The 26572-nt window shown below is 66.5% G+C and carries 22 protein-coding genes; 13 read left to right on the top strand and 9 right to left on the bottom strand.

Annotation, left to right across the window (positions count from 1 at the left end):
- Positions 1 to 224 precede the first annotated feature (224 nt).
- Positions 225 to 1532 carry an RNA polymerase sigma factor gene (locus tag AU252_RS02310; protein ID WP_058929344.1) on the top strand — a complete coding sequence of 436 codons (1308 nt, stop codon included), beginning with the start codon at positions 225 to 227 and terminating at the stop codon, positions 1530 to 1532.
- Between the two features lie 171 nt (positions 1533 to 1703).
- Here the strand turns inward: AU252_RS02310 and AU252_RS02305 are convergent, their stop codons facing one another.
- On the bottom strand, positions 1704 to 1925 hold the full coding sequence (locus tag AU252_RS02305) for a DUF7455 domain-containing protein (protein WP_056345317.1): 222 nt from the start codon (positions 1923 to 1925) through the stop codon (positions 1704 to 1706).
- 258 nt (positions 1926 to 2183) lie between these two features.
- Here AU252_RS02305 and AU252_RS02300 point away from each other — a divergent pair, with 258 nt between their 5' ends.
- Positions 2184 to 4292, top strand: coding sequence for a DNA gyrase/topoisomerase IV subunit B (locus AU252_RS02300; RefSeq protein ID WP_058929343.1), 2109 nt, complete (start codon positions 2184 to 2186; stop codon positions 4290 to 4292).
- A 97-nt stretch (positions 4293 to 4389) separates the two neighbouring features.
- Here the strand turns inward: AU252_RS02300 and AU252_RS02295 are convergent, their stop codons facing one another.
- Together AU252_RS02295 and AU252_RS02290 are read right to left on the bottom strand one after the other, a co-directional pair.
- Complete coding sequence (locus AU252_RS02295; RefSeq protein ID WP_058929342.1) at positions 4390 to 5415, bottom strand: M56 family metallopeptidase; 1026 nt, start codon at positions 5413 to 5415, stop codon at positions 4390 to 4392.
- A 6-nt stretch (positions 5416 to 5421) separates the two neighbouring features.
- Entirely contained in the window at positions 5422 to 5808 is a 387-nt protein-coding gene (locus tag AU252_RS02290; RefSeq protein ID WP_058929341.1) for a BlaI/MecI/CopY family transcriptional regulator, read from the bottom strand.
- A gap of 262 nt (positions 5809 to 6070) precedes the next feature.
- On the opposite strand from AU252_RS02290, the gene AU252_RS02285 reads away from it, so the two are divergent.
- From AU252_RS02285 to cydD, 3 genes are read left to right on the top strand one after another with little or no spacing between them, the layout of a single operon-like run.
- Positions 6071 to 7663 (top strand): cytochrome ubiquinol oxidase subunit I, encoded by a 1593-nt coding sequence (locus tag AU252_RS02285; protein WP_058929340.1) that lies wholly within the window; start codon positions 6071 to 6073, stop codon positions 7661 to 7663.
- Between the two features lie 22 nt (positions 7664 to 7685).
- Positions 7686 to 8735 carry a cytochrome d ubiquinol oxidase subunit II gene (cydB, locus tag AU252_RS02280; RefSeq protein WP_058929339.1) on the top strand — a complete coding sequence of 350 codons (1050 nt, stop codon included), beginning with the start codon at positions 7686 to 7688 and terminating at the stop codon, positions 8733 to 8735.
- Positions 8736 to 8742: 7 nt separating this feature from the next.
- The gene (cydD, locus tag AU252_RS02275) at positions 8743 to 12210 is read left to right on the top strand and encodes a thiol reductant ABC exporter subunit CydD (protein ID WP_058929338.1); all 3468 of its coding nucleotides are present in this window, start codon (positions 8743 to 8745) and stop codon (positions 12208 to 12210) included.
- Positions 12211 to 12216: 6 nt separating this feature from the next.
- Here the strand turns inward: cydD and AU252_RS02270 are convergent, their stop codons facing one another.
- Together AU252_RS02270 and AU252_RS02265 are read right to left on the bottom strand one after the other, a co-directional pair.
- Entirely contained in the window at positions 12217 to 12735 is a 519-nt protein-coding gene (locus AU252_RS02270) for a DinB family protein (protein WP_058929337.1), read from the bottom strand.
- Between the two features lie 9 nt (positions 12736 to 12744).
- Positions 12745 to 15255 carry a DNA gyrase/topoisomerase IV subunit A gene (locus AU252_RS02265; protein WP_058929336.1) on the bottom strand — a complete coding sequence of 837 codons (2511 nt, stop codon included), beginning with the start codon at positions 15253 to 15255 and terminating at the stop codon, positions 12745 to 12747.
- Positions 15256 to 15366: 111 nt separating this feature from the next.
- Here AU252_RS02265 and AU252_RS02260 point away from each other — a divergent pair, with 111 nt between their 5' ends.
- The 3 genes from AU252_RS02260 to AU252_RS02250 all read left to right on the top strand — a co-directional run bounded on the left by AU252_RS02260 (position 15367) and on the right by AU252_RS02250 (position 20086).
- Positions 15367 to 18051: a bifunctional GNAT family N-acetyltransferase/acetate--CoA ligase family protein gene (locus AU252_RS02260; protein WP_058929335.1), complete on the top strand. Its 2685-nt coding sequence runs from the start codon at positions 15367 to 15369 to the stop codon at positions 18049 to 18051.
- Between the two features lie 42 nt (positions 18052 to 18093).
- Entirely contained in the window at positions 18094 to 18840 is a 747-nt protein-coding gene (locus AU252_RS02255) for a DUF5998 family protein (RefSeq protein ID WP_058929334.1), read from the top strand.
- 79 nt (positions 18841 to 18919) lie between these two features.
- A complete protein-coding gene (locus tag AU252_RS02250; RefSeq protein WP_240484304.1) occupies positions 18920 to 20086 on the top strand; it encodes an alkaline phosphatase family protein in 1167 nt (388 codons plus the stop codon).
- 4 nt (positions 20087 to 20090) lie between these two features.
- Here the strand turns inward: AU252_RS02250 and sepH are convergent, their stop codons facing one another.
- The gene (gene sepH, locus AU252_RS02245; RefSeq protein WP_058929332.1) at positions 20091 to 21473 is read right to left on the bottom strand and encodes a septation protein SepH; all 1383 of its coding nucleotides are present in this window, start codon (positions 21471 to 21473) and stop codon (positions 20091 to 20093) included.
- A gap of 281 nt (positions 21474 to 21754) precedes the next feature.
- Between sepH and AU252_RS02240 the strand changes: the two genes are divergently transcribed.
- Positions 21755 to 22054, top strand: coding sequence for a DUF4193 domain-containing protein (locus AU252_RS02240; RefSeq protein ID WP_058929331.1), 300 nt, complete (start codon positions 21755 to 21757; stop codon positions 22052 to 22054).
- 10 nt (positions 22055 to 22064) lie between these two features.
- On the opposite strand, the gene AU252_RS02235 is transcribed toward AU252_RS02240, so the two are convergent.
- Positions 22065 to 22553, bottom strand: a complete 489-nt coding sequence (locus AU252_RS02235) for a DUF3093 domain-containing protein (RefSeq protein ID WP_058929330.1) — start codon at positions 22551 to 22553, stop codon at positions 22065 to 22067.
- A gap of 115 nt (positions 22554 to 22668) precedes the next feature.
- Here AU252_RS02235 and dut point away from each other — a divergent pair, with 115 nt between their 5' ends.
- The 4 genes from dut (at position 22669) to AU252_RS02215 (ending at position 25158) form a co-directional block, all read left to right on the top strand.
- Positions 22669 to 23211, top strand: a complete 543-nt coding sequence (gene dut, locus AU252_RS02230) for a dUTP diphosphatase (protein WP_058929329.1) — start codon at positions 22669 to 22671, stop codon at positions 23209 to 23211.
- A 105-nt stretch (positions 23212 to 23316) separates the two neighbouring features.
- The gene (locus AU252_RS02225; protein ID WP_058929328.1) at positions 23317 to 24054 is read left to right on the top strand and encodes a DUF3710 domain-containing protein; all 738 of its coding nucleotides are present in this window, start codon (positions 23317 to 23319) and stop codon (positions 24052 to 24054) included.
- Positions 24047 to 24409, top strand: coding sequence for a hypothetical protein (locus tag AU252_RS02220; RefSeq protein ID WP_430929463.1), 363 nt, complete (start codon positions 24047 to 24049; stop codon positions 24407 to 24409). The genes AU252_RS02225 and AU252_RS02220 overlap by 8 nt, the downstream gene beginning before the upstream one ends.
- Positions 24406 to 25158 (top strand): DUF3159 domain-containing protein, encoded by a 753-nt coding sequence (locus AU252_RS02215; protein ID WP_058929326.1) that lies wholly within the window; start codon positions 24406 to 24408, stop codon positions 25156 to 25158. Before AU252_RS02220 ends, AU252_RS02215 begins: the two co-directional genes overlap by 4 nt.
- On the opposite strand, the gene AU252_RS02210 is transcribed toward AU252_RS02215, so the two are convergent.
- The gene (locus AU252_RS02210; protein ID WP_058929325.1) at positions 25125 to 25874 is read right to left on the bottom strand and encodes a potassium channel family protein; all 750 of its coding nucleotides are present in this window, start codon (positions 25872 to 25874) and stop codon (positions 25125 to 25127) included. The genes AU252_RS02215 and AU252_RS02210 overlap by 34 nt on opposite strands.
- Positions 25874 to 26545 carry a potassium channel family protein gene (locus tag AU252_RS02205; protein ID WP_056345371.1) on the bottom strand — a complete coding sequence of 224 codons (672 nt, stop codon included), beginning with the start codon at positions 26543 to 26545 and terminating at the stop codon, positions 25874 to 25876. Before AU252_RS02205 ends, AU252_RS02210 begins: the two co-directional genes overlap by 1 nt.
- Positions 26546 to 26572 lie beyond the last annotated feature (27 nt).

The raw sequence follows: 26572 nt of genomic DNA, 5'->3' as shown, positions 1-26572 counted from the left end.
TCGGGTTTGGGAAAACCGTGAGACAATGGTTGCCGAGACCCGGTTGGGTCCGTGAATCAAGTGCATGTGATGAAGCCCAGTCGGGAACATTACAGCCGCCCCGGCAGTTCTACTTGTAGACTCTGCCGGCCGTGGTTGCACCTGATATTCATCACGGACTTGACAGGGTCATAGTGGTGTTGCCCGTATGGTGATTCCACAGACCGCCGCTAGAAAGGTTTTCTGTGACCCCGTCTTCCGCGAAGAAGGAACCCGCCGCCCAGGACGATTTGTCCCCTGAGGCGAAGCAGGCTGCAACGAACGCCAAGCGAGCAGCGACGCGGGCAGCCAACAAAGCCATCAAGGATGCCTCCGGTGATACCGGTTTGGACGGCAAGCCTGAGCCCAAGAAGCGCGGGCCCAAGCCCGGCGCCAAAGCCGCTGCCGAAGCAGCCGGAAAATCAGCCCGCGGCGCATCGGACGATGATGAGGACGTTGAGGAGGACCTCGACGACATCAACATCGCCGATGACAGCGAGATCAACGCCGCCAAGGCCGCATCAGCAGCCACGGGCAAGGGTTTTGTCTACTCGGATGCCGATGATGACGACGCCCCTGTCCAGCAGGTGATGTCGGCCGGCGCCACGGCTGACCCCGTCAAGGACTACCTCAAGCAGATCGGTAAGGTTGCGCTGCTCAATGCCGAGCAGGAAGTCGACCTCGCGCTCCGGATCGAAGCCGGGCTCTTCGCCGAAGAGAAAATCAACGCCGACGACGGCTCGATGGACCCCAAGTTCAAGCGCGAACTTGAGTTCGTCATCCACGACGGCAAGCGCGCCAAGAACCACCTGCTCGAAGCCAACCTCCGCCTCGTGGTCTCGCTGGCCAAGCGCTACACCGGCCGCGGCATGCTGTTCCTGGACCTTATCCAGGAAGGCAACCTGGGCCTGATCCGCGCTGTCGAGAAGTTCGACTACACCAAGGGCTTCAAGTTCTCCACGTACGCCACGTGGTGGATCCGCCAGGCCATTACCCGCGCCATGGCAGACCAGGCCCGCACCATCCGCATCCCGGTGCACATGGTTGAAGTCATCAACAAGCTGGCCCGCGTGCAGCGCCAGATGCTTCAGGACCTGGGCCGCGAACCCACGCCCGAAGAGCTGGCCCTCGAACTGGACATGACTCCGGAGAAGGTCGTCGAGGTCCAGAAGTACGGCCGCGAACCGATCTCCCTGCACACCCCGCTGGGTGAAGACGGTGACTCCGAGTTCGGCGACCTCATCGAGGATTCCGAGGCTGTGGTTCCCGCCGATGCCGTGAGCTTCACGCTCCTGCAGGAACAGCTGCACTCCGTCCTGGACACCCTGTCTGAGCGCGAAGCCGGCGTGGTGGCCATGCGTTTCGGCCTGACCGACGGCCAGCCGAAGACTTTAGACGAAATCGGCAAGGTCTACGGTGTTACGCGTGAGCGCATCCGCCAGATCGAATCCAAGACCATGTCCAAGCTCCGCCACCCGTCACGGTCGCAGGTGCTGCGGGACTACCTGGACTAGATCAGGACTCAGGCAGCGCGGGTCCCCTTCGGCCCATCATCTTCGGATCGATGGGTGGAAGGGGACCCGCGTTTTCCTGTCTGGGGCTTCATAGCAAGAGATAACGACAAAAGAGGACCCCTCCGGCTGGAGGGGTCCTCTTCGAGGTGTATCAGGTTGTGGTGCGCCTGGTCAGTCGACGGACACGGGAGCCTTCTCGTGAAGCCTGCCCGTCTCGTCGTGCCAGTCTGAGCTCAACGGCCTCAGCGTAGCCTCGATTGCACGGGCATGGTGGCCGCAGAACAGCAGCTCACCGCCGGAGGACTCGAGTACAACGCGGACATATGCCTGAGCCCCGCAACGATCGCACCGGTCCAGTGCGTTGAGTGTGCGGTCTGCCACTGCTGTTGTCATGTCGGCCTCCTTAGTAGATCTGTACGTCTATATAACCAGTATTCCTACCAATCCCATCGCAAGGACGGGTCAAGTTCGCTGTCCGCGTAGCCACAAGAATTGATCAAGCCGCCAGGTTTCGGTCACGGAAGGATAACGAGTGGCCTCGCCCACAGCCCGGGGGAAGTGTGGCAGCCCTCCGTCCGCTGCCGCGCCGACTAGGCTTGATGGAGCGCCCGCAGCGCCAGCCGTTCCGTCACTGAAGGAGTTCACAAACCCGTGGCACCAAGTTCTGATTACACCGCCCGGCACCTTTCTGTCCTGGAAGGCCTCGAGGCCGTCCGCAAGCGCCCCGGCATGTACATCGGTTCCACCGATTCGCGCGGGCTGATGCACTGCTTGTGGGAGATCATCGACAACTCGGTGGACGAAGCGCTTGCCGGATTTGGCCACGACATCAAGATCATCCTGCACGCGGACAACTCGGTGGAAATCCACGACGACGGCCGCGGCATCCCCGTGGACATGGAACCCAAGACGGGACTCACCGGCGTCGAAGTGGTCTTCACCAAGCTCCATGCGGGCGGCAAGTTCGGCGGCGGGTCCTACACGGCCTCCGGCGGCCTGCACGGCGTGGGCGCCTCCGTGGTGAACGCCCTGTCTGCGCGCCTGGACGTTGAAGTGGACCGCGGCAGCAAGACCTACAAAATGTCGTTCCGGCGCGGCGAGCCTGGGCGCTTCAAGGACCAGGGATCCAAGCTGGACCCGTCGGCGGTGTTTGCGCCGTTTGTGGACGGCTCGGTGCTCGATGTGGTGGGCAAGGCGAAGCGTGGTGTGACCGGGACCCGGATCCGCTACTGGGCGGACCGCCAGATTTTCACGCCGGACGCCAAATTCTCCTACGACGAACTGGCCGCACGGGCACGACAGACCTCCTTCCTGGTACCGGGACTCAAGCTCACCGTCCGCGATGAGCGCAGGCTGCCCGGAACCCCCGGTGAGGCAGCCGGCCACGAAGAGGTGTTCCACCACGACGGCGGCCTGTCCGAGTTCGTCGAGTTCCTCGCCGCCGATCCCGCCGTCACCGACGTCTGGCGGCTGCACGGTTCAGGAAAATTCAAGGAAACCGTGCCGGTACTCGACGAACGGGGCCACAGCCAGCTCGCCGAGGTTGAACGTGACTGCGAAGTGGACGTGGCTCTCCGGTGGGGCATCGGCTATGACAGCACCGTCCGCAGCTTCGTCAACATCATCGCCACCCCCAAAGGCGGAACCCACCAGTCGGGCTTCGAGCAGGCCCTGGTCAAGACGTTCCGGAAAGCAGTGGAGGCCAACGCCCGCAAGCTGAAAGCCGGCAACGACAAGATCGAGAAGGATGACATCTTCGCCGGCCTGACAGCTGTCCTGACGGTCCGGCTGGCCGAACCGCAGTTCGAAGGCCAGACGAAGGAAATCCTGGGCACCTCCGCCGTCCGCGCCATCGTCTCGAAGGTGGTGGAGCAGGAGATCACCGCAAAGCTGAATTCGGCCAACCGGAACGACAAAGCCCACTCAGCGCTGCTCCTGGAAAAAATCGTCAGCGAGATGAAGTCCAGGATTTCCGCGCGGGTGCACAAGGAAACCCAGCGGCGCAAGAATGCCCTGGAAACCTCGTCCATGCCCACCAAGCTTGCCGACTGCCGGACGGACGACGTCGACCGTTCCGAACTCTTCATCGTGGAAGGCGACTCCGCACTGGGAACCGCCAAGCTGGCGCGGTCCTCGGACTTCCAGGCGCTGCTGCCCATCCGCGGCAAGATCCTGAACGTGCAGAAGGCGTCAGTCGGGGACATGCTGTCCAACACGGAGTGCGCTGCGCTGATCCAGGTAGTGGGTGCGGGATCCGGACGCAGCTTCGACATCAACGCGGCCCGGTACGGCAAGGTCATTCTCATGACCGACGCCGACGTCGACGGCGCCCACATCCGGACCCTGCTGCTGACACTCTTCTTCCGGTACATGCGCCCAATGATCGACGCCGGACGGGTCTATGCTGCCGTGCCGCCGCTGCACCGGGTGGAGGTCATCAACGCCGGGCAGAAAGCCAACGACATGATCTATACCTACTCGGAGGCGGAACTCCATGTGCTCCTGGGCCGGCTGGCCAAGGAAGGCAAGCGCTACAAGGAACCGATCCAGCGGTACAAGGGCCTGGGCGAGATGGACGCCGGACAGCTTGCCGAGACCACCATGGACCCGCGGCACCGGACGCTGCGCAAGGTGGGGATCGAGAACGCCAAGCATGCCGAAGACACGTTCGACCTGCTGATGGGATCCGATGTTGCCCCCCGCAAAGACTTCATCATCGCCGGCGCCTCCAGCCTGGACCGGGAGCGGATCGACGCCTGACGTCCGGGTCGGCACAGCCCTGTGATGGCTAGGCCGGCGTCGGCACAGCCCCTGCCGGGGTTTCAGTCCAGACGGCGGTTCCATCCACGGCGGCGGTTCAGCCCAGCAGGCCCGGCACGATCAGCAGGGCGGTGGGCACGGCCAGGAGCAGGGCGGAGCCGGCAAGCACCAGCCCGCGGGCGGCGGCAGGCAGCTGCGGCTCAGGGGACAGCAGCCGGCTGACCCGGGAGATGGTGGTCCGGGCAGAACCTGAGACGGCGACGGTTGGCGCCTCAAGCCCGTCCAGGGCAAGGCCGGGGTGCGCGGACGGTATGGCGGCGGCCGCCATGCTTCCCGCCATCCCCGCCCCCATCCCTGCCGTCATACCTCCGGTGGGTCCGCTGGCAACAATGGCGATCGCCTTGATGAGCGTGGCCTTGCTCTCCGACTTCAGCGCGACGTCGTCCGCCAGCATTTCGATGAGCGAGTTCACCGCCTCCTGAGCGAGGCGGGTGGTGGGCAGCCAGGGGAGCGCCTGGCGCCACGCCGCAAACGCCCAGAGCAGGAGATGGTGGCGCTGGTTGAGGTGGGCATTCTCGTGGCTCAGGACGGCCCGTAACTCAGCCGGCTCCAGCGCGGCCATCAGGCCGTCCGAGAGCACCGTGACGGAGCGGGCCCCGCCGGGCAGGCAATAGGCGACGGGTGAATCGTGGCTGATGACCACCGTGCGGGCCGCGTCGACGGACGGGGCGGCCAACAGGGCCAGGAGTTCCCGGTGCCTACGCCGTTGCCGTTCGATCTTGTAGTAGGTCAGCAAGAGGGTGAAGACCAGGTGAGCGGTGAGCAGCGCCGCGGCGGACAGGGCGAACAAATGCCAGAAGCCCAAGGCCGTGGTGGGCGCGTTGAACAGGACCATATCCGCCAGCCCGCGAAGCCCGGAGATGAGGTTGTCACCGATCGGTTCGAGCCCGTAGACCAGCATGGCGCCGATCATGGACAGCCCACCCGCAAGTGCTATTGCCTGCCACAGCAGCATGGCCGTGAACGGTGACCGGGCAGGCCACGAGGCACGGGAAAGGAGGATAGGCACTGGCCACGCCAGGACTATCGCTAGGACCGCCAGCAGGTACGAGGTCCAGAACATGGTCCGCTAGATGTGGCCAAGCAGTTTGCGCAGTGTTTCCGCTTCACTGTCCGTCACGGAGCCGATGAAACGTGCCAGCACGGCTTCACGGTCAGGCGCTGAGCCCAGCACTTCGTGCATCAGCTCCGCCGTGTGGTCTTCCCTGCTGGAAACGGCCTGGTAGCGGTGCGGCCGCGTACCGCGTTCCCGCTCCACAAGGCCCTTCTTCTCGAGCCGTGAAAGGACGGTCAGGACCGTGGTGACGGCAAGCTCCTTGCCCTCATGCCCGGCAGCATCCCCTTTTGCCTCGGTGGTTGTTGCCAGTCTGTCGCGCAGGGTATTCGCGGTGGCTGCTTCGTGGCCCGCCCAGAGCAGATCCATCACTGCCCGTTCCAGTTCGCCAAGACTTGCCATTGCGATACATCCTTCGATTTCCCCGCACCGGACCGTCGACGGCCGCGGTGACTGCACCAGCGCTACATATACAAGAACAAAGTTACCTGTTTTTCGCTTGAGTTTCTACGTACGGTAGAACACTCGGCGCGCCGCGGCCTTGTGGGCACCACTTCCACATGGAACTGTTGGTTTACAGTGCCCGCCGCATTGTTCTACACTCTGTAGAAGTCAAAGTTCTACGAAACGTAGAAAAGTTGCACCGCCAACCCGAGGGACTGCTGTGGAAGCTCTGGAAATCGCACGCTGGCAATTCGGCATCACCACCGTCTACCACTTCATGATGGTGCCTCTCACCATCGGACTGGGCCTGGTGGTGGCCGTGATGCAGACGCTCTGGCACCGCACGGGCAAGGTGGAGTACCTCCGGATGACCAAGTTCTGGGGCAAGCTCTTCCTGATCAACTTCATCATGGGCGTGGCCACCGGCATTGTGCAGGAGTTCCAGTTCGGCATGGCCTGGAGCGAGTACAGCCGCTTCGTTGGAGACGTGTTCGGGGCGCCGCTGGCGCTGGAGTCGCTGCTGGCCTTCTTCGTTGAGTCCACGTTCCTGGGCCTGTGGATCTTCGGCTGGAAGCAGCTGAAGCCGGCCATCCACCTGGCCTGCCTCTGGGTGGCCGTCGTGGGATCGGTGTTCTCCGCCTACTTCATCATCGTGGCCAACAGCTGGATGCAGCATCCGGTGGGCGCGGAGATTATTGACGGCCGGCCGGTCATGACGGACGCCTGGGCTGTGTTCACCAACAACACCGCTCTGGTGGCCTTTCCGCACACCCTGATGGGAGCGCTGGCCGTTGCCGGCGGCTTCCTCCTCGGCATTGCCTGGTACCACCTCTGGCGAAGGCGCACCGACGGTATCGACACCGTCGGCGCCGACGGGAAGGTGATTCCTGGCGAAGCAGCCATCCCCGGACGTGACCGGACCGATTACAAAGTGTGGATCCGCTCGTTGCGGATCGGGGCCGTCGTCGCCATGATCTCCTTCGCCGGCACCGCCCTGACCGGCGACCTGCAGGGCAAGCTGATGTTTGAGCAGCAGCCCATGAAGATGGCCGCGGCTGAAGCCGCCTGCCACGACGGCACCGGCTTTTCCGTGCTCAGCGTCGGGAACCTTGGCTCCAAGAACTGCGACGAGATTGTGGCCCTGATCGAGGTCCCGGGCATCCTGTCCTTCCTCGCTAAGGGCGATTTCACTACCGAAGTCAAGGGCGTCAATAGCCTCCTGGACCAGTACAAGGCCGACTACGGAACCCACCTCCCCGACAGCCCGATCTACGGCGAGCGGGCCGGCCAGGAGATCGAGTACGTCCCGGTCATGGAAGTCACCTACTGGGGCTTCCGGATGATGATCGGCTTCGGCGGGCTGGCTGCGCTGGCGGCGCTCATCGCGCTGTGGGTGACGCGGAAGGGCACCGTGCCAGCGTCGCGGTGGCTGATGCGCCTGGCGGTGTTCGGCATCCTGGCCCCGTTCGGCGCCAATGCCGCCGGCTGGATCTTCACCGAGATGGGCCGGCAGCCGTTTGTGGTGGCACCCAACCCGGACCTGAACGGCATCGACCAGGTGTTTATGTTCACCGCTGCGGCCGTCTCACCCGGAGTCTCCGCCGGTGAACTGCTGACGTCACTGATCGTCCTGACCGCCGTCTACGCCGCGCTGCTTGTGGTGGAGGTCAAGCTCCTGGTCAAGTTCATCCGGGGCGGCGTGGTATCCGCCATGCCGGAACTTGCACACACCCCCGCCGACGAAATCGGGGACGCCAACAAGGGCCCCGGCACTGGTAAGCCCGCCGACGACGTCCTGGCATTCGCCTACTAAGAAGAGCAGAGGATACTCGAGCATGGAACTGCTTCCCACCATCTGGTTCATCGTCATCGCGGTGCTTTGGACCGGCTACCTCTTCCTTGAAGGCTTTGACCTCGGCGTCGGAATGCTGATGAAGCTGTTCGCGCGGAACAACACTGAGCGCCGGGTGCTGCTGAACACCATCGGCCCGGTCTGGGACGGCAACGAGGTCTGGCTGATCACGGCCGGGGCCGCAACGTTTGCGGCCTTCCCGCTGTGGTACGCCTCGCTGTTTTCCGCCCTCTACCTCCCCCTGCTGGTGGTGCTGGTTGCCCTTATCTTCCGTGCCGTGGCGTTCGAATACCGCGGCAAGGGTGACACGGACAAATGGCGGTCGCGCTGGGACTGGGCCATCGCCCTGGGCTCCTTCTTTGCCGCCTTCGGTGTCGGCGCCGCCCTGGCCCTGACCACCACCGGCCTGCCGCTGAACGCGAACGGTGACCGCGTCGGTGGCGCATTCGCGTGGTTCAGTGGTTACGCCGTGCTGGGCGGGCTGGCAGTGGTGGGATTCTCCCTGCTGCACGCGCTGGCCTTCCTCGCATTGAAGACCGACGGCGACATCCGCCACCGTGCGCGCCGCTGGTTCGTCCGGCTGCTTCCGGTCCTGCTGCTGCCCCTGGCCGGCTGGGCACTGATCCTCCAGTTCCTGGAGGGCAAGCCGTGGACCTGGGTGGCCGTGATCGTGGCCGTGGTGGCCGCAGCAGCGGCGTGGTTCCTGGCTCGGCGTGGATCCGAAGGCAGGGCGTTTATGGCGATGGGAGCCTTCCTCCTCCTCGGCAGCGCGTCCATTTTCGGCGCCGTGTTCCCGGTGGTGCTGCCCTCCACCCTGGACCCTGCGTTTGACCTCACCGTTGCCAACGCGTCGTCGTCCGATTACACGCTCGGGCTCATGAGCGTGGTGGCAGCCGTTGGCCTGCCCCTCGTGATCACCTACCAGGCGTGGACCTACTGGGTATTCCGGCGGCGTGTCAGCGCGTCCCAGATCCCCGCGGCGCACAGCATCCTGCCGGCCATTGCCGTCCGGGCATTCACCACGAAGGGCTGACCGGCACGTGCGCCCGGACTTTCCGGCCGGACCGGCCACCCGTTCCGCCATCTACTGGCTTGGCCTGCTGGCGGCGCTTAAGGCGCTGTCGCTGGTTCTGATGGGGCAGGCCGTGGCTGCCATGCTGGCCGGCTTGGCCACCGGGAACGGGTCCTGGCCCGAGCAGTTGCCCTGGGGCTTGGCGGGCGTTGTCCTGAGGTCCGCCACCGTGTGGGCCCAGGGCATCGCCGCGCGCCGCGCCGCGCTGGGCATCAAGGAAGAACTCCGGTCCGAGCTGCTGGCCCGGGCCCTGCGGAACGGTGCGCGCAGCACCGGCCCGGCCGACGGCGGACTGGCCGTGCTGGCTACGCGCGGGTTGGACGCGCTGGACAGCTACTACACGCAGTTTCTTCCCGCACTGGTGAACTGTGCCGCGATCCCGTTGCTGCTCGGGGCGCGCATCCTGTTCACGGACTGGGTCAGCGCGGTGGTGATTGTCCTGACGGTTCCGCTGGTCCCGCTGTTTATGGTGCTGATCGGCCGCTACACCGAGGACCATGTCCGTGAGGCGCAGGAAACCCTGACCCGGCTTTCCGCCCACATGCTGGAGCTGGCCAAGGGCCTGCCCGTCCTGGTGGGACTGGGCCGTGCCACCGCGCAGCGCAAGGCCCTTGAGCAGATCTCCGAGGAATACCGCGCCAGGACCATGGGGACTCTGCGCACCGCGTTCCTGTCCGCACTGGCGCTGGAACTGATCGCAACCATTTCCGTAGCAGTGGTTGCCGTATTCATCGGCGTCCGCCTGGTGCACGGCGACATGCCGCTTGAGGCCGGCCTCCTGGCGCTGATTCTTGCGCCGGACTGCTACCTGCCGCTGCGCGAGCTGGGCACCGCCCACCACGCCAGTGATGACGGCCGGGCGGCCCTGGCCGAGACCAGGAAGGTCACTGAAGCACCCGAGCCGCAGCCGCTGCCCGCACAGGGACGCGAAGCTGCCGCGTCCGACGGCGGCAGCCGGGGTTCCGTGCCCGGGTCCGGGGGAGTGACGGTCACCGACCTCAGTGTCACGTACTCCGGACGGACCGCTCCCGCCGTCGGGCCGTTAACGTTCACTGCCCCGCACGGGCTTATCACCGCCCTGGACGGTCCCAGCGGCGCCGGCAAAAGCACCGTCCTTGGCGTGCTGGCCGGGACCATCGGGGACGGCGGCGGAACCACAGTTTCCGGCCGCCTCTCCGGCCTGGCACGCGACGCGATCGCCTGGGTCCCGCAGCATCCGGTGATGGTGGCGGACTCCGTGCTCGAGGAGGTCATGCTGTACCTCGGTGGCGGAAGGGGCTCAGATACTCCGGCAGCAGCCGAGGCGGCCACGGATTGTCTGGCCGCTGCGGCTGCCGGGCACCTCGCCGGCCACCATCCGGCCGAACTTAGCCCGGGTGAGCTGCGGCGCGTTGCGCTGGCGCGCGGCCTGGCCCGCATCAGGTCCGGTGCCACCTTGCTGCTTCTCGACGAGCCCACCGCACACCTTGACGGCGTGTCGGCGGCGCTGGTGCAGGACTCGATCCGTGCGCTCCGGGGCCAGGTCACCGTCATCCTGGTGGCCCACGACCAGCAGACCCGCGAACTGGCTGACCACCTGGTGCCTGTTTCCACCCACGGCATCACAGCCCCCTCCGACCGAGCTGTGCTGTCAGCAGGGACAGGGCCGTCCGGAACCGTGTGCGACGGAACCGGGGCCAGCGTGGAGCAAGAACACGCCCCGGAAATTTCCGGGCGTCGCCCGGCGAGGACGCAGACGCCCGCGGCCGGGGATTCCCGGCCCGGCGGGACTGTCCGCCTGCTGGCCGGCCTGCTGGCACCGGTGGCTGGCCGGTTCACCGGCGCCGCCGTGGTGGGGACTTTTGCCGCCCTTTTCGCCGTTGCCCTGTCCGGCCTCTCCGGCTGGCTTATCATCAGGGCCAGCGAACAGCCGCCCATCCTGTACCTGCTCACTGCCATCGTCGGTGTGCGGTTCTTTGGGATCGGGCGTGCCGTCCTGCGCTACTGGGAACGGCTCCTGCTGCACGATGCCGTGTTCGGTGCCCTCACCCGCCTGCGCGGCCGGCTCTGGGAATCACTGAGCCGCAAGGCACTCTCACTCCGGCGGCTCCTGCAGGGCGGCAACGTCCTGGGTACGGTGATTGACGACGTCGACACCGTCCGGGACCTTCTGCCGCGGGTCGTGCTGCCGCCGGCCACGGCGCTCGCCGTGGCCGGTTCAGCGCTGGTGGCAAGCGCCCTCGTGGCGCCTGCCGCTCTGCCGGCCGTTGCCTTGGCAGCAGCCGTCAGCCTGTTCGTGGCGCCGGCCGCCGCCCTGTGGGGGGACCGCCGCTCGGCCACAGCGGAACAGCGCCTGCGGGCAGGCGTCCTTCGGCGCACGTCCGCTGCGCTGGATGCCCGGGCGGAGCTGCACGCGAACGGCATCGCTGCAACAGTCCTGGACGCGCTGCGCGCCGAGGACCGCCTGGCCACCCGGGCATCGCAGCGTTCCGCCTGGGCCGAAGGCCTCGGCCAGGCCATCACCATCGCCGCCTGCGGCACCGCCGCCTTGGCTGCTGCCGTGCTGACCGCACCCCAGGTGCTGGCAGGATCCATGGAGCCCGCCACCGCCGCGGTTGTTGTCCTGCTGCAGCTTGCACTCGTGGAACCGTACGCGGCGATGACGACGGCGGTGCGCCAGTACCCGGCGCTACGCAGCGTTATGCGCCGGGTCGGTGAGTCAGGGGTGCTGGATGGCGGCGCCACCGAAACCGGGGCCGGCGACGGCCTGCATGCTGTCCCCGCCCGTTCCGGTGCCGCCGCGGGGGTTGAACTGGAAGGCGTCGGGGCGGCCTGGCCCGGCGGGGAACCCGTGTTCTCCGGGGTCTCCGCAACGGCCGGACCGGGCACGTGGCTGGCGGTCACCGGACCGTCGGGCGCGGGGAAATCCACACTGCTCGCCGTCCTGCTGGGATTCCTGCCGGCCGCGGGCCGGGCCGCGGTGACCGGGACGGCGGCCTGGTGCCCGCAGGAGGCACACCTGTTCGATTCGACGCTGCGGGGCAACCTGATGCTGGGCGTCCATGCGCCGCCTACCACTGATGCGCCTGCCGCCGGTGAAGCCGAGCTGGAAGCGGCGTTGGCCGCCGTCGGCCTCAGCGCCCTGGTGTCGCGGCTGCCGGCGGGGCTGGACACCCGGATCGGGCCGGGTGGTTCCTTCCTCAGCGGCGGCGAGCGGCAACGGCTGGCCGTGGCGCGGACCCTGCTGACGGGGGCCGAGGTTATCCTGCTCGATGAGCCCACGGCTCATCTGGACGCACAGTCGGGACGGGAAATGCTGGCAGACCTCCGCGCCGGCCTGAAAGACCGCACAGTGGTCATGGTCACCCACAATCCGGCCGACATCCAGCCGGATGACGCCCGGCTGGAGCTCTCGGCGGTGTCCCGGACGGGCACGGCTGCTTCGCTGGTGGGTTGAGTCCCCTCAGCCGTCCACATCGTGGAGGTGATGGACGACGTCGTGCAGGAAGTACTGGGCCAGCGTCAGGACCGTGAATTCGGAACCGTTGCTGCGCAGGCCCCGCCGTCCCCACTCTGACTCCCGCACGCCGGCGAAGGACTCGGCAATCTGCTTGCCCTCGGCCGTCAGTTCGGCGCTGACCACGGCGGGATCGGCATTGGCGTAATCCTTGTCGACTGCCGTTTGGTCCTGGTCCCAGTTCTCAAACCGGGCGCCGTCGGCGTCGAGCATAAGGTTCAGCCGCTGGTCGAACAGCGTGAAGACGTCGCGGACGTGGCAGGCATATTCCAGCGCCGACCACGTCCTGTCATCCGGGCGTTCTGCAACGTCAGGCCGGCGGAGGACGGCCCGCCAGCGCGGGAGCATGTTTTCCACGCTGCCCGGCACCGTGGCCGGTGTGGCGGTGGAAGCGTCGAAGGAGCACTCGGGGCACGGCCGGGAGAGGACCCAGGTCCAGTCCTTTTCATCAGGAATGATAGGCATGGCAGCAGTCTAGGACGGATCGCTCCAGGCCATGGCCGGACCCACCGCGTCCACTGCCTGGGACAGCGGAATCCCCGAACCGTCCCGCCGGCCGTGCTCCTGCGGCAGCGACCTGGCAATACCGGCGAGCGATGAGGCCTTCGCGGGTCCGTGCCCGGCCCACGCCAGCAGCAGCGTGTCTTCGCCCTTGAGGAACCTGTGTGCGCGAACGCCGGCTGTTGCACGGCCCTTGGCAGGGTATTCGGCGAAGGCCGTCACTTTCGCCGCACCCGGAGCGGTGCCCGGCAGGGCGCCGTTCGTGCCGGCAATGGTGACCACCACGGCGTCGTCGTCGGCGGCGGCGACCGCCCCGAAGAACAGCACCTGGTCCCCGGCGCCGAGCTTGATACCCACCATGCCGCCGGCCGTCCTGCCCTGGGCACGGACGTTGGCGGCGCTGAAACGGAGCAATTGAGCCTCACGGGTCAGGAACACCAGATCGGTCTCCTCAGACCCGGCCGGCGCCACACCCACCACCTCGTCCTTGTCCTTGAGCGCAATGACTTCCCAGTCCTCGCGGTTCAGGGGGTAATCGGGCTGGACCCGCTTCACCACACCCTGGGCGGTGCCGATGGCCAGGACTTCATCCAGCGGGGCGAACGCCACCAGCGCTTCACCCTTCAGCAGCGTGATGAAGTCCTTGGCCGGAACACCGCCTGCGAGGTTGGGCAGGCCGGACATCGGCGGCAGCACCGGCATGTCCATGACCTGAAGCCGCAGCATCCGGCCCTGTGAGGTGACCGCCGCTATTTCCCCGCGGGCCGAGGTCTTGACCACTGAACGGAAAACGTCGTGCTTGGCCCGCGGCCCGGACTCGGCGAGGGGCTCCTGGTTGGACGTGCGCGCGATCTGGCCCGACGCCGTCAGGATGGCCCAGCAGGGATCGTCCGAGATCTCCAGGGCGAGCGGCGCGGCCTGGCCTTTGCCGTTGGGGGCGGCCGCCAGGGCTGCGGCCACGGTGGGGGACACGGCCTCGGATTCGAGCAGGACCGTCCGTCGCGGCGTGCCGTATTTTTCGGCGATTTCGCCGAGTTCGGAGGACACAAGTCCGCGCAACCGCTCCTCGGAACCGAGGATGGCTTCCAGTTCCGCGATCTCGCGGCGCAGCTCCTCCTGCTCCTTTTCAAGCTCGATCCGGGAGTACTTGGTCAGCTGCCGCAGCCGCAGTTCCAGGATGTAGTTGGCCTGGATCTCGGAAAGATCGTAGATGGACATCAGCCGGACCCTGGCCGCCGCCACCTCATCCGAGGAGCGGATGATCTGGATGACCTCATCGATGTCCACGATGGCGATCAGGAGGCCCTCCACCAGGTGCAGGCGGTCCTTCTTCTTACCCAGCCGGAACGACGTCCGCCGGCGCACCACGTCGATCCGGTGCTCCACGTACACGGAAAGCAGCTTTACCAGGCCGAGGGTCTGCGGCTGGCCGTCCACCAGGGTCACGTTGTTGATGCCGAAGGAATCCTCCATCGGCGAGTAGCGGTAGAGCTGCTGGAGCACGGCGTTCGGGTTGAACCCGTTTTTCAGCTCGATGACCAGGCGCAGGCCATGCTGGCGGTCCGTCAGGTCAACGATGTCACTGATCCCGGTCAGTTTCTTGCCATTGACGGCGTCCTTGATCTTCTCGATCACCTTTTCGGGGCCCACCATGTAGGGAAGCTCGGTGACCACCAGGCCGGTGCGCCGGGCCGAGAGCTGCTCGATCTCCACCTTCGCCCGGGTCTTGAAGGAACCGCGTCCGGTGGCGTAGGCGTCCCGGATGCCGTCCAGGCCTACGATCCGGCCGCCTGTTGGCAGGTCCGGCCCCGGTACAAAGCGCATGAGGTCATCGAGGGTCGCGTCCGGGTGGGCGATCAGGTGCCGCGCGGCGGAGATGACCTCCACCAGGTTATGCGGGGCCATGTTGGTGGCCATCCCGACGGCGATACCCGTGGCGCCGTTGACCAGCAGGTTGGGGAACGCGGCCGGGAGGACATCCGGCTGGGTCAGCTGGTTGTCGTAGTTGGGGACAAAGTCCACCACGTCTTCGTCGAGGTGGTCGGTCAGCGTCAGGGCTGCTGCCGCGAGCCTCGCCTCCGTGTACCGGGGGGCCGCCGGACCGTCGTCGAGGGAGCCGAAGTTGCCGTGGCCGTCAATCAGCGGCAGGCGCAGCGAGAAGTCCTGGGCCATCCGCACCATGGCGTCATAGATGGCGGTATCGCCGTGGGGGTGGAGCTTGCCCATGACCTCGCCCACCACACGGGCGCTCTTGACGTGGCCGCGGTCCGGACGCAGGCCCATCTCACTCATCATGTACAGGATCCGGCGCTGGACCGGCTTGAGCCCGTCCCGGGCATCAGGCAGGGCCCTGGAGTAGATCACCGAATACGCATACTCCAGGAAGGAGCCTTCCATCTCGGACGTGACATCGATGTCCACGATGTTCTCGACGAAATCCTGGGGTGCGTCCCCGGCAGGGGCTGGGCTTTGGCGGCGGGCCATGGGGCTGGTGGATCCTTCTGGGTTACGGGTGGTGCTGTGGTCTGGGCGCAGGTGTGGAGGATAACTCCGGGCACACGGCCTGCGCCGTCAGTTTGTGGTTAGGCTAAGCCTATGGTGGATCAGCCCGGGGACGGCGAATATCCGGAACATTGGGAAGCCGATGTCGTGCTCCGTGACGGCGGCACAGCCCATCTGAGGCCCATCCACCCCAGCGATGCGGACGCGGTCCAGGCTTTCCACACCGGGCAATCGCAGAACTCAATCTACATGCGCTTCTTCGCATTCAAGGCCCGGCTGTCCAGCAAGGAGCTCAAGCGCTTCACCGAAGTGGACTACAAGGACCGGGTTGCCCTGGTGATCACCTTCGGCGGCGAAATCCTGGGGATCGGCCGCTACGACAGGCTGGATGACCCCCTCGAAGCCGAAGTTGCGTTCAACATCGCCGACGCCCACCAGGGCCGGGGCATCGGCTCAATCCTGCTCGAACACCTTGCCGCAGCCGCCCACGAAAACGGGATCCGCCGCTTCAGCGCCGAAGTGCTGCCCGAAAACCGCAAAATGCTGATGGTGTTCGCCGACGCCGGCTACGACGTCAAACGCCACTTCGACGACGGCGTGGTGAGCCTGGAGTTCAACATCGACCCCACCGAAAAGTCCCGGGCGGTGATGGAGTCACGCGAGCACCGCGCCGAGGCGAGGAGCGTCCGGGACCTGCTGGCGCCGTCGTCCATTGCAGTCATCGGCGCGAGCCGCAAGTGGGGGACCGTGGGGTACCAGCTGCTGGAACACGTCATTGAAGGCGGTTTTTCCGGGCAGGTCTACGCCATCAACCCGGAGGCGCTGGAGCTCGCCGGAATGCTGTCCTTCGGCCGGATTTCCGAGATCCCGGAGCCGGTGGGCCTGGCCGTGATCGCCGTCCCGTACGAGGAAGTGGCCACCGTGGTTGACCAGTGCGCCGCGGCCGGGGTCAAGGGACTGGTGATTGCCTCCGCGGGCTTCGCGGACGACGGCGAACGCGGCCTCACCCGCCAGCGCAACCTGGTCCGCTATGCCCGGGCCAACGGCATGAGAGTGATCGGGCCCGCGTCCCTGGGGATCGTGAACACCCATCCCGACGTGAAACTGAACGCCTCCATGGCGCCCTCACTGCCGCGGCGCGGGGGCCTGGGCCTTTTCAGCCAGTCGGCGGCGATCGGTGTTTCCCTCTACGCGGCGTCACACCGCCGCAGGCTGGGCCTGTCCACGTTCCTGTCGGCAGGCAACCGCGCGGACGTCTCCGGCAACGACATGATGCAGTTCTGGGAGGACGACGCCGACACCGCCGCGGTGGGCCTCTACCTGGAGTCGATCGGGAACCCCCGCAAATTCTCCCGGATCGCCCGGCGGCTCGCCCGCACTAAGCCCGTGGTGGTGGCGAAATCGGAAACCATGGGCCTGCGGCTGCCGCCCGGCCACGCCGTCCGGACCACCCAGGCGCCCGCCGGTGCGCTGGACGCCATGATGCGCCAGGCCGGCGTCATCCGGGTAGAGACCATCGAACAGCTGATGGACATCACCCAGATAGTGTCCGGCCAGCCGCTCCCGGCGGGCCCAGGGCTGGCCATCTTCAGTAACTCCCTCGCGCTGGGCAAAGTGGTGGCGGACAGCGCCGAGGCCCACGGCCTGACCGTGGATGGCATCATCACCGACGTGGATCTCGACGCCGGCATGTCCCTGGCGCTGCCGGCCCTCCGCCGCAGTCTCCAGGACACCCTCGCGTCCGACGCCGTCAATGCCGTGGTGGCTGCTCTGCTGCCGGTGCGAGGCCTGACGGTGGACCATATCGCCGAGGTCCTGGCCGAATGCTCGGCCGCCGCCGGGAAACCGGTGGTCGCGGCCTTCACCGGGATCCTTGACCCCTCCATCTACGTGGAGGGCATGGTGGGGGCCGAACAACGGACAGTGCCGTGCTTCTCGAACGCCGGTGCGGCTGTGGCTGCGCTCGCGGCCGTGGTGCGCTACGCGGAATGGGTGGCGCGGGACCCCGGCCACTTTGTCCAACCCGACGGCTGCGATCCGGAAGGCGCACGGATCCTGCTGGATCAGCTTCTGCGCGATGTCCACGGGGAGCAGCTCAAGACCCTCGATCCGGGGTCCGCGGCAGAGCTGCTGGCGCACTACGGCATTGCGGTGCTCCCGTCCGCCGGTTTCGACTCAGAGGACGAGGCGGTTGCTGCCGCCGGCAGGCTGGGCTGGCCGGTCGCGCTGAAAACCACCGACCCGGCGCTTCGCCACCGCCTGGACCTGGGCGGGGTCCGCCTCGACGTCGAGGATCCGGATTCCCTCCGCCGCAACATCGTGCAGATGCGGCGCTCACTGGCACCCTACGGTTCGCCGGCCCTGGAGGTGCAGTCCATGGCCCCGGTGGGGCAGGCGTGCACGTTCCGGGCCATTGAGGATCCGCTGCTTGGACCGGTGGTCTCCTTCGGGCTCGCCGGGGACGCGGTCAACCTGCTGGATGACTGGGCACATCGCGTTCCTCCGCTGTCCGCGGCCGACGTGAAAGACTTCATTCGTGGGCCCCGGGCCGCCCGCAAACTCTTCGGCTACCAAGGCCTTCCCGCCGTGGACATTGACGCCCTGGAGGAAGTCGCCGGGCGGTTGGCCTGGATGAAGGACAACCATCCGGAAATCGCCCTGGTGGAATTCAATCCGGTCCTCTGCGGAACCCGGGGCGTGTCCATCCTGGCCGCAGATATCCGGATCGGCAACGCAGCACAGCGAACCGACAGCGCCCGCCGGGCCATGCTGGGCTGACCGCGGTTAGCATGTCCCCGGCCGATCTGTGAAAATGGGGGGATGAGCTCACAGCCTTCCCCGTCGACGCCTTCCACCTCCGGCAGTGACAGCCAGGCAACCCGCCCCCACAGCTCACACAGCCACACGCCGCAGGGCCAGAGCCTGGACGGTGCGCTCCAGAAGGCTGGTTTCTACCCGCGCCTGGTGGCCGACGTCGTTGACGACGCCCTGGACGGCCGCGAATGCGTGGCCCACCTGGTGCACCTGGAAACCCACTTTGACCGGGCCGAAGTCCGCCGCCACATCACCGTGCTGGTCCTGACCGCAGACATGCTGGTGATCACCCACGTGGACGACCAGCAGCTCGATGAGGCCGGCGAACAGATCGTGGCCCAGATTTCCACCGAATCCGTGCCCGTCGCGCAGATCCGCTCCGTGGTCCTGAGCTACATGTACTCCCAGCCGCAGGACTACAAGCCCTCGGATCCGGTCCGGGAAGTCACCCTCGCCATTGCCTGGTCCGGCGGCCAGCGGCTGGACATGGGCCCCGCCAGCTGCGGAGACCCGCAATGCGAGGCAGACCACGGCTACAGCGGCACCATTGCCCAGGAGGACATCGTCCTGCGGATCAGCGCCGAAGCCGACGGTCCGCAGGCCGTCCAGGACGCCAAACTCTTTGCCCGCGCCCTGCGGGCCGTGAACACCGGCTCCACGGCTCCCGTGCCGCACGCCGGCCAGACGCTCCAGCCCCGGCCCCGGACGGGTGTGTTCGGAAACCGGCTCAGCCGCGGGCACCAGCAGCGCTGAGATGCCGGACCAAGGGAAAGCAACAGTCTCCTCAGCCTCTTCCGCAGCGGTTTCCCACGGGGCCGCCCCGCAGCTGAGCATGCCGCCCGCGCCTGCCTTTGGCCGGCGGTCCATCGGGGATGTCCTCACCAGCGCGGCGGCCAGCCTCGGGGTAGAAGGTTTCACGAACTCCCTGGGCCTTCCGCCGGCGTCGCGCGTCTGCGTGGTCCTGGCCGACGGCCTGGGCCGGAACCTGCTCAAACAGAAGTCTGCCCACACACCCTTCCTGCGCTCCGTGATGCAGTCCGGGCAGGGGGAAGTTCCCGTCTGGCTGGACTCCACGTTCCCCTCAACCACGGCCGCTGCCCTGGCCAGCTTCGGCACAGGACTCCCGCCCGGCCAGCACGGAATGGTGGGCTATGACGTCCTGGACCCTGACCAGGACAAGGTCGTCAACATGCTCGGCAACTGGGATGCCAAGGTGGACCCCGCTGAGTGGCAGCCGTTTCCTACCGTCCTCGAACGGGCCGCCGAATCAGTTAATGTGACCACGGTCAGCCTGCCGCAGTTCGGCAACTCGCCCATGACGCAGGCGGCCCTCCGTGGCGGGAATTTCGTCTCTGCCGTGACGGCCCACGCGCGCACAGAAGCCGCCGCCGAAGCCATGGACACAGCCGGCAAGTCCCTGATGTACTTCTACGTCAACGAACTCGATAAGGCCGGCCACCGGCACGGTTGCCAGTCCGAACAGTGGGAACACCAGCTCGAAGAGCTTGACGCAACCGTCAAACGGCTCCACGCGTCGCTCCCGGCCGGGACCACCGTCCTGCTCACCGCGGACCACGGGATGCTCGACGTCCCGGAACAGCAGCGGATCGACTTCGCCGCGGACGCGTCGCTTGTTGACGGCGTGCGGCATACGGCGGGGGAGCCCCGGATGGTCCATCTCTACCTTGAGGATGCGGCAGACGCCGCGGGCCGGGCGCGATTGCTGGACGCGTGGCGTGCCCGTTTCGGCGACAGGATCTGGGCCTTTACCCGGGAAGATGCCATCGCCGCCGGACTGTTCGGGACACTGCGCCCGGCCGTCGGGCCCCGGATTGGCGACATCATGATTGCAGCGCGGGACGCGCTGGCCCTCTACGACACCCGCCGCGGGCGGCCAGCCGCCATGGAGGTGGTGGGCCAGCACGGCTCGCTGACCAAAGCGGAACGCGAAGTACCGCTGCTGTGCTTTAAGGCCGAAGGCAAGCCACGGCGACGCTGAGGCGTCAGTCCCGCTTGGTCCCGAAGACGATCTCGTCCCAGCTGGGAACCGTGGACCGCTTCGGTTTTGCGGGCTGCCGTTCAGGCTGGTCCGCGTCATGGTCGTGGTGCTGGCCCGATCCTGCGTCGTCGGTGCCGGCCGCGTAGGCTGCCCGGCGCGGGCTGCCGCCGCCCAGCAGTTCGTCCAGGCCCACGTTCGGCGCGGGACGCCCCGGAGCTGTCTCGCCGGGGGCACCCTGCCCTGCGGGACGAAGCGGGGACGCCACAATGGTGACTTCCCTCGTGTCGGTACTGACGCCGTCGTGCAGTTTCAGGACGTCGTCATCCTCGGAGTCCCGGTGTGGCGGGATGAGGCTCAGCCGGGACAGCATTGACGGCCGAGCATCACGCTTGCGGGTGAGGGGATCGGCGGCCGCGGCAGGCGCGGCGTCGTCCTGCGCGGTGGACTCGGCAGGTGCTGCCTCGCGTGTTTCGGGCTCCCGGTACTTCTGTTCCCTGGAATCCGGTTCAGGGACCACCTCAGAGGGACGTGGATGGGCAGCGGGCACGCCGTGCGTCAGCAGCAGCGCCAGGGCGTCGTCCGCGTCTTCGTCGACACCCAGACGCTGGCCGCGGCGTGAACGGAGCATATCCAGGAGACCGTCAGATTCCCTGGCCTGCGGGACGGCCTGCGGGCCGGTCGAATTTCGGGCGGCCGCTGCTTCCGCGTCGGTTTCAAAGTCAAACGGGCGGTCCGAGACGGCAGTGAGGCGGCGGGCCGGAACGGGACCATCCAGCGGTTCCAGCTCACTGAGCTGCTGGGCCCAGCGGTTGCCGTTCTGCAGCGATTTGCGGGCCGGACTGAACGTCCACTGCGCAGGCGGCTCTTCCCCGATGCCGGAGGTGCCGTCCTTTTTGGCTTCAAAACGGGCCACCACGGTCCAGTTGCCGTCCTGGCGCCGCCACGAATCCCACTCCACCGTGGAAGGTTCAATCCCGTGGGCTGAGAGCCGGTGGTTGACCATGTCGTGCAGGGAAGCCGGGTGGTCGCCGAAAATGGAGCGGTAGGTGTCATGGCCGGGGGAAGGCAAAGCCACTTCCACCTTCCGCGCCTGTTGCGCTACGTACTCCCGCTCGGCAAGGACAGGGCCCTCATACCGCTCGACTTTTGCGAGGGGAAGCCCGGAAAGCTCAGCCACCTCCGCTGCGGTGGCACCGCTGCGGATCCGAGACTGGATGTCCCGCGGGGACATGGCAATGGGCGCAGCCGCGGAAGCCGTCTTCGCCGAAGACCGGCTGGCCGTCCGCAGTGCTTCATCGATCGGCAGCTGGAACATCTCGCCGCCGGCACCGCTCAACAGGAGATGCTCCCCGTCGTCGTGTACGCCTACAAGCCGTAGATCCTGCATACAAATCCTCCACCCTGGCATTACTATCAATCGAAACTCTGCCACTGACCGGCACCCTTTTGGGTTAGGAGCAAGGGCGCGCCGCGATATTCCGGCACTTTCGGACGCCAGTGCGGTCAGCAGCGGGGGTTTGCGCAGTGCCAGCGGACCGCACCCGCGCGGAAGTCTGGATTTTGCCGCATGCATGCGGAAGGATGAGCCCACGCCGGGCACAAACATGAGGTGTCCGGTGTTGTCAAGGGTGTCACCCGCTGACCGGAAAGGAACGGAGTTAAGCCGAGATGGCCACCGACTACGATGCGCCGCGAAAATCCGAAGAAGACCTCACCGAGGATTCGCTGGAAGATCTGAAAACGCGGCGATCAGATAACCCGACGGCTGCGGTTGATGTGGACGAAAGCGACCTCGCCGCAGGCTACGAGCTTCCCGGGGCGGACCTGTCCGGCGAGGAGCTGCTGGTTCTGGTGGTGCCTCCACAAGCGGACGAGTTTACGTGTTTCTCGTGCTTCCTGGTCCGGCACCGTTCGCAGATTGCGCGGGAAAAGGACGGCCACTTCTATTGCAAGGAGTGCGAGGGCTGATCCGGGGTGCCTATTTCCGCGAAAGCGCGGCAGCGAGTTCCTCGGGCCGCCTGGACGACGTCAGCCAATAGGGGGTCCGGTCAGACGGGTCCGTGATTTCGATCCGCACCACCGGGTCGATCCAGCCACGGATGCACAGGTAGGCGAGGCCATTGAGCCGGGTCCCCCGCTGGGCCGTGGCGTCTTTGCCGTGGAACGCTGCCGCCTCGCCGACGAAGCGGCGCTCAATGGTGGCGCGTCCTACCGTCAAGGCGTCACTGGTGACCAGGATCGTCGGAGTGGACAGCACGAGCAGGACAGCCATGATCGTGAACAGGACGCCTGCCGCCGTATAGCCCGCAACCATGCTGATCGGGGCGAAAACGAGGATCCCGGCACCGGAGATCCCCGCCGCGATGATCCAGATCCAGACGTTCGGCCACAGCCTCTCCCGGAAAACTGCCGGGGTGCCGGCGGAGGGGGCGTCAGGGACGGGCGCGGTGGAGCTGGATTCGGGCATGTCACCAGCTTTCCACCTTTGGCTGGCTATTTCATCTTGGGTTCATCCTGTCTTGGCCTGCGGCGTCCCGTTGAATCTAGGACGGAACTGCGGCTGGGCGTTAGAGTGAGTGACTGTGACTGACGAACTTGCCACTGTTGAAACCGTTCCTGACAATGAGCTCGCCGGCTCTGCACCGGATGCCGCCCCAGCCTACGGGGCCCCGACGCTGCAGGTGCAGCTGAAAATGCTCGACGCCGGGCTGGAGGCACCTTCCTATGCCCACCCCGGCGATGCGGGAGCTGACCTGCGGACCAGGGAAGATGTGGTCCTGGCGCCGGGGGAGCGGAAGCTGGTGGCTACCGGTGTTTCCATCGCGCTGCCGGACGGGTTTGTAGCCCTGATCCACCCTCGCTCCGGCCTGGCCACGAAGCATGGGCTGACTATCGTCAATGCGCCCGGCACTGTGGATGCCGGTTATCGCGGGGAAATTTCCGTGACCCTCCTGAACACCGACTCCAGGAACGCCATCGAGCTGCGGCGCGGCGATAGAATTGCACAGATGGTGATCCAGCGGGTGGAATATGCGCAGTTTGTCCCCGTCAACGAATTGAGCGAATCGGTGCGGGGAGCCGGCGGATTCGGATCCACCGGCGGCTTCACCTCGCCAAACGCCTGACACAGCCGACGGCGGCAACCAGCGTTGGTTGCCCGCGGCAGCAAGACTTCCGACGGTACCCACCGGGCCCGGCGAGTCACTTTCACAACTAAGGAGACAAACCCCATGGTTTTTGGGCTCGGCAGGAAATCAAAGAAGGAACATCCGGCCGACCCGGACGAATCCCAGGCCTCAGTGGAATCAACGGATTCCGCTGACACGGCCTCGGTGGACACCGGGCGTCGGGTCTCTGGCCCCTTTGATGTTTCCGAGGTCTCCAGCCGCGAGGGATATGTTGACCTCGGCGCGCTGCTGATTTCCCCGAGCGAGGGGCTCCAGCTCCGGCTCGAAGTTGAGGAAGCCACCCAGCGCGTGGTCGCTGTGACCATGGACCTGAACGGCTCCAGCCTTCAGCTGCAGGCGTTTGCTGCTCCCAAGACCGAGGGACTGTGGGACGAGATCCGCGAACAGATCGGTCAGTCCGTGGGAAGCCAGGGCGGGCAGGTTGAAGAAGTCCAGGGCGGCTTCGGAACCGAACTGATCGCCAAACTGCCCGCCGGTGCACAGGACGGCAGCCAGGGCTACCGGGTGGCGCGCTTCATCGGCATCGACGGGCCGCGTTGGTTCCTGCGCGGCGTCCTGGGCGGCGCGGCAGCGATGGAGCGCGAGGCTGCGGCACCGCTTGAGTCCCTTTTCCGCAAGATTGTGGTCATCCGGGGCGACAGCCCCATGCCGCCCCGGGACCTGCTTCAGCTGCGGCTGCCCAAGGATGCCAGCGTCACCCCGCCGCTTGGTGCCCCCGAATTCAATGCCCCCGAGTTCAAGGGCCCCGAACGTGGTCCGGAAACCACCCAGATTGGCTGATTCCCGCCAAGGTCCCCCGGACTCCTCCCCGGACGCGGGGATGCCGGTCAGCCGGCTGCCGGAACGGGGGAGGGTGGTGTGCCAGGGGCACATCGAATCGGTCACTTACATGCCCGCGGACCGGAACGCGGCATTCACCGCCATTGTCTCGGACCCCGACATTCGCGAGACGGGCGCCAAACCGGCCCAGGGAACGGGTGGCCGCCTGCGTGTTGTCTGGCTGGGGCGGCGCAGGGTGCCGGGCATCGAGGCCGGGACCGTAGTCCGCCTTGAGGGCATGCTGTCCCAAAGCCAAGGCCTGCCCACCATGTTCAATCCACGCTATGAAATACTTTCCCGCCAGGAGAACGAATGACCTCGCCCCAGCAGCCCGAGCCGTCCAAACAGCCCGAGCCGTCCGCGGTGAAGGGACTTGCTGAGGGCTATGCAGCCAAAGCCGGCCTGCACCGCACGCATGACGGCCGGATCGATGTCCTCAAGAGCGCCGGAGGAATCCAGGGTATCGCCGAGAGCATTGTGCCCGGCCTGGTCTTCCTGATCGCCTTTACCATCACGCGGGACCTGACGCCGTCGCTGGTGGCCGCGCTGGCCTCCGCCGCGGTGTTTACGGTGGTCCGCCTCGTCCAGCGGCGCCCGCTGACCCAGGCCCTCGCCGGCGTGGTGGGCGTGGGAATCTCGGCCTGGCTCGCGAACACTACGGGCAAGGCCGAGGACTTCTACCTGCCGGGCTTCTTCACGAACACCGCCTACATCCTCGCCATGGTGATCTCCATCGCGATCAAGTGGCCGGTGGCCGGCCTGCTGTTCGGGATCATCCGCAACGAAGGGCTGGACTGGCGCAAGGATCCCGCGCGGCTTAAGGCTTACCGCCTGGGCACGTGGATCATCGTGGCGGTCCTGGTACTTCGGCTGATCGTTCAGGTTCCCCTGTACCTGATGGGCGAGGACGGACTCGCCGCCCTGGCCACGACCCGCCTGATCATGGGGGCGCCGCTCTATATCCTCGGCGTCTGGATCGCGTGGCTTGTCACCCGGCCGGTACCGGCGGACGCCGACGCCCCGACGTCGGATCACCCGCCGAAGCCGTCGTCCTCCGGCGTCTGAGTTTCGGCAGGCTGCACGCCTTCGGGCTCATGGGAGGCCTCCTCCGGCTCCTCCGTTGATTCGGGCGACAGCAGCGCACGCAACTGATCCTCGGCCGCGATAGTGGTGACGAAAAACAACTCGTCCCCGCCATCAATGACGTCATCCCGGCTGGGAGTGATGGGTGCGTGGTCCCGGAGGATTGCCACCAGCGTGGCGTCCTCGGGCCAAAGGATGTCGCCCACCGTCAGGCCAATGACGTGCGAATCGTGCGGCACCGTGAACTCCACCAGCGAAGCGACGCCGGTCTGCAGCGTCAGGAGCCGGACCAGGTCACCGATCTCCACCGCTTCCTCCACAAGCGCGGTCATCAGCTGGGGGGTGTTGACGGCAACGTCCACGCCCCAGGAGTCGTTGAACATCCAGTCGTTCTTGGGGTTGTTGACCCGGCCCACCGTGCGGCCCACCCCGAACTCGGTCTTGGCCAGGAGCGAGACCACCAGGTTCACCTTGTCGTCGCCCGTGGCTGAAACAACGACGTCGGCGTCCTCCACCTTCGCTCCCTGCAGGGTGCTGAGCTCGCAGGCGTCGCCCACGAGCCAGTGCGCGCCGCGCAGCCCGCTGCGTCCGATGACCTCAGGCTTGAGGTCGATCAGCAGGATTTCGTGCTTGTGGGCCAGCAGTTCCCTGGCGATCGATGACCCGACGCTGCCGGCGCCGACGATAACAACTTTCACTACAACTCCTTGGCGGGTGCTTTGGCCAGAATCTGGGCGACCTGGGAACTGCGGTCCACCGGCAGCATGGCGTGGACTGTGTCGCCGTCCTGGTACGAAGTCCCGGTTTCCGGAAGCATGCCCTCGCCGAACCTGGTGAGGTATGCCACCCGGATGTCGGCAGCTTTTTCGACCTCGCTGATCCGGTGGCCGATCCAGCCGGCGTCGAGGTCCACCTCGGCGAGGACCAGCCGGCCGGAAGGCTCGCGGAAGTCGCCGGCGAGATGCTGTTCGGGCAGGATGCGGCGCAAGACCTGGTCTGCGCTCCACCGGACGGCGGCCACGGTGGGGATGCCGAGCCGTTGATAGATTTCTGCCCGGCCGGGATCGTAGATCCTGGCCACAACGTGGGGGACGTGGAAGGTCTCGCGCGCCACGCGGGTGGCCAGGATGTTGGAGTTGTCACCGCTGGAAACGGCCGCGAAGGCGTACGCCTCTGCCACGCCGGCCTGCTGGAGGGTGTCCCGGTCGAAGCCCACGCCGGTGACTTTCCGGCCCGTGAAGCCCTGCCGAAGCCGGCGGAACGCGCGGTCGTCCTGGTCGATGATGGCGACGGAATGACCGGCGTCCTCCAGCGTGTGCGCCAGAGTGGCCCCTACCCGGCCACATCCCATGATCACGAAATGCGCCACCGTATCTCCTCAACTTCCGTAGCCTGT

It is taken from the genome of Pseudarthrobacter sulfonivorans (genome assembly GCF_001484605.1).
Taxonomy (GTDB): Bacteria; Actinomycetota; Actinomycetes; order Actinomycetales; family Micrococcaceae; genus Arthrobacter; species Arthrobacter sulfonivorans_A.
The sequence above is the reverse complement of the archived record's forward strand: the minus strand, read 5'-3'. Positions and strand labels throughout refer to the sequence as shown.

Excerpts from the sequence above, each read along its gene's own strand:
- cydB (WP_058929339.1), top strand. The coding sequence starts at position 7,686 with ATGGAACTGCTTCCCACCATCTGGTTCATCGTCATCGCGGTGCTTTGG.
- AU252_RS02290 (WP_058929341.1), bottom strand. The coding sequence starts at position 5,808 with ATGGCAAGTCTTGGCGAACTGGAACGGGCAGTGATGGATCTGCTCTGG.
- AU252_RS02265 (WP_058929336.1), bottom strand. The coding sequence starts at position 15,255 with ATGGCCCGCCGCCAAAGCCCAGCCCCTGCCGGGGACGCACCCCAGGAT.
- AU252_RS02235 (WP_058929330.1), bottom strand. The coding sequence starts at position 22,553 with ATGCCCGAATCCAGCTCCACCGCGCCCGTCCCTGACGCCCCCTCCGCC.
- AU252_RS02270 (WP_058929337.1), bottom strand. The coding sequence starts at position 12,735 with ATGCCTATCATTCCTGATGAAAAGGACTGGACCTGGGTCCTCTCCCGG.
- AU252_RS02225 (WP_058929328.1), top strand. The coding sequence starts at position 23,317 with ATGGTTTTTGGGCTCGGCAGGAAATCAAAGAAGGAACATCCGGCCGAC.
- AU252_RS02260 (WP_058929335.1), top strand. The coding sequence starts at position 15,367 with ATGGTGGATCAGCCCGGGGACGGCGAATATCCGGAACATTGGGAAGCC.
- AU252_RS02255 (WP_058929334.1), top strand. The coding sequence starts at position 18,094 with ATGAGCTCACAGCCTTCCCCGTCGACGCCTTCCACCTCCGGCAGTGAC.
- AU252_RS02240 (WP_058929331.1), top strand. The coding sequence starts at position 21,755 with ATGGCCACCGACTACGATGCGCCGCGAAAATCCGAAGAAGACCTCACC.
- AU252_RS02295 (WP_058929342.1), bottom strand. The coding sequence starts at position 5,415 with ATGTTCTGGACCTCGTACCTGCTGGCGGTCCTAGCGATAGTCCTGGCG.
- AU252_RS02215 (WP_058929326.1), top strand. The coding sequence starts at position 24,406 with ATGACCTCGCCCCAGCAGCCCGAGCCGTCCAAACAGCCCGAGCCGTCC.
- AU252_RS02305 (WP_056345317.1), bottom strand. The coding sequence starts at position 1,925 with ATGACAACAGCAGTGGCAGACCGCACACTCAACGCACTGGACCGGTGC.
- sepH (WP_058929332.1), bottom strand. The coding sequence starts at position 21,473 with ATGCAGGATCTACGGCTTGTAGGCGTACACGACGACGGGGAGCATCTC.
- AU252_RS02250 (WP_240484304.1), top strand. The coding sequence starts at position 18,920 with ATGCCGCCCGCGCCTGCCTTTGGCCGGCGGTCCATCGGGGATGTCCTC.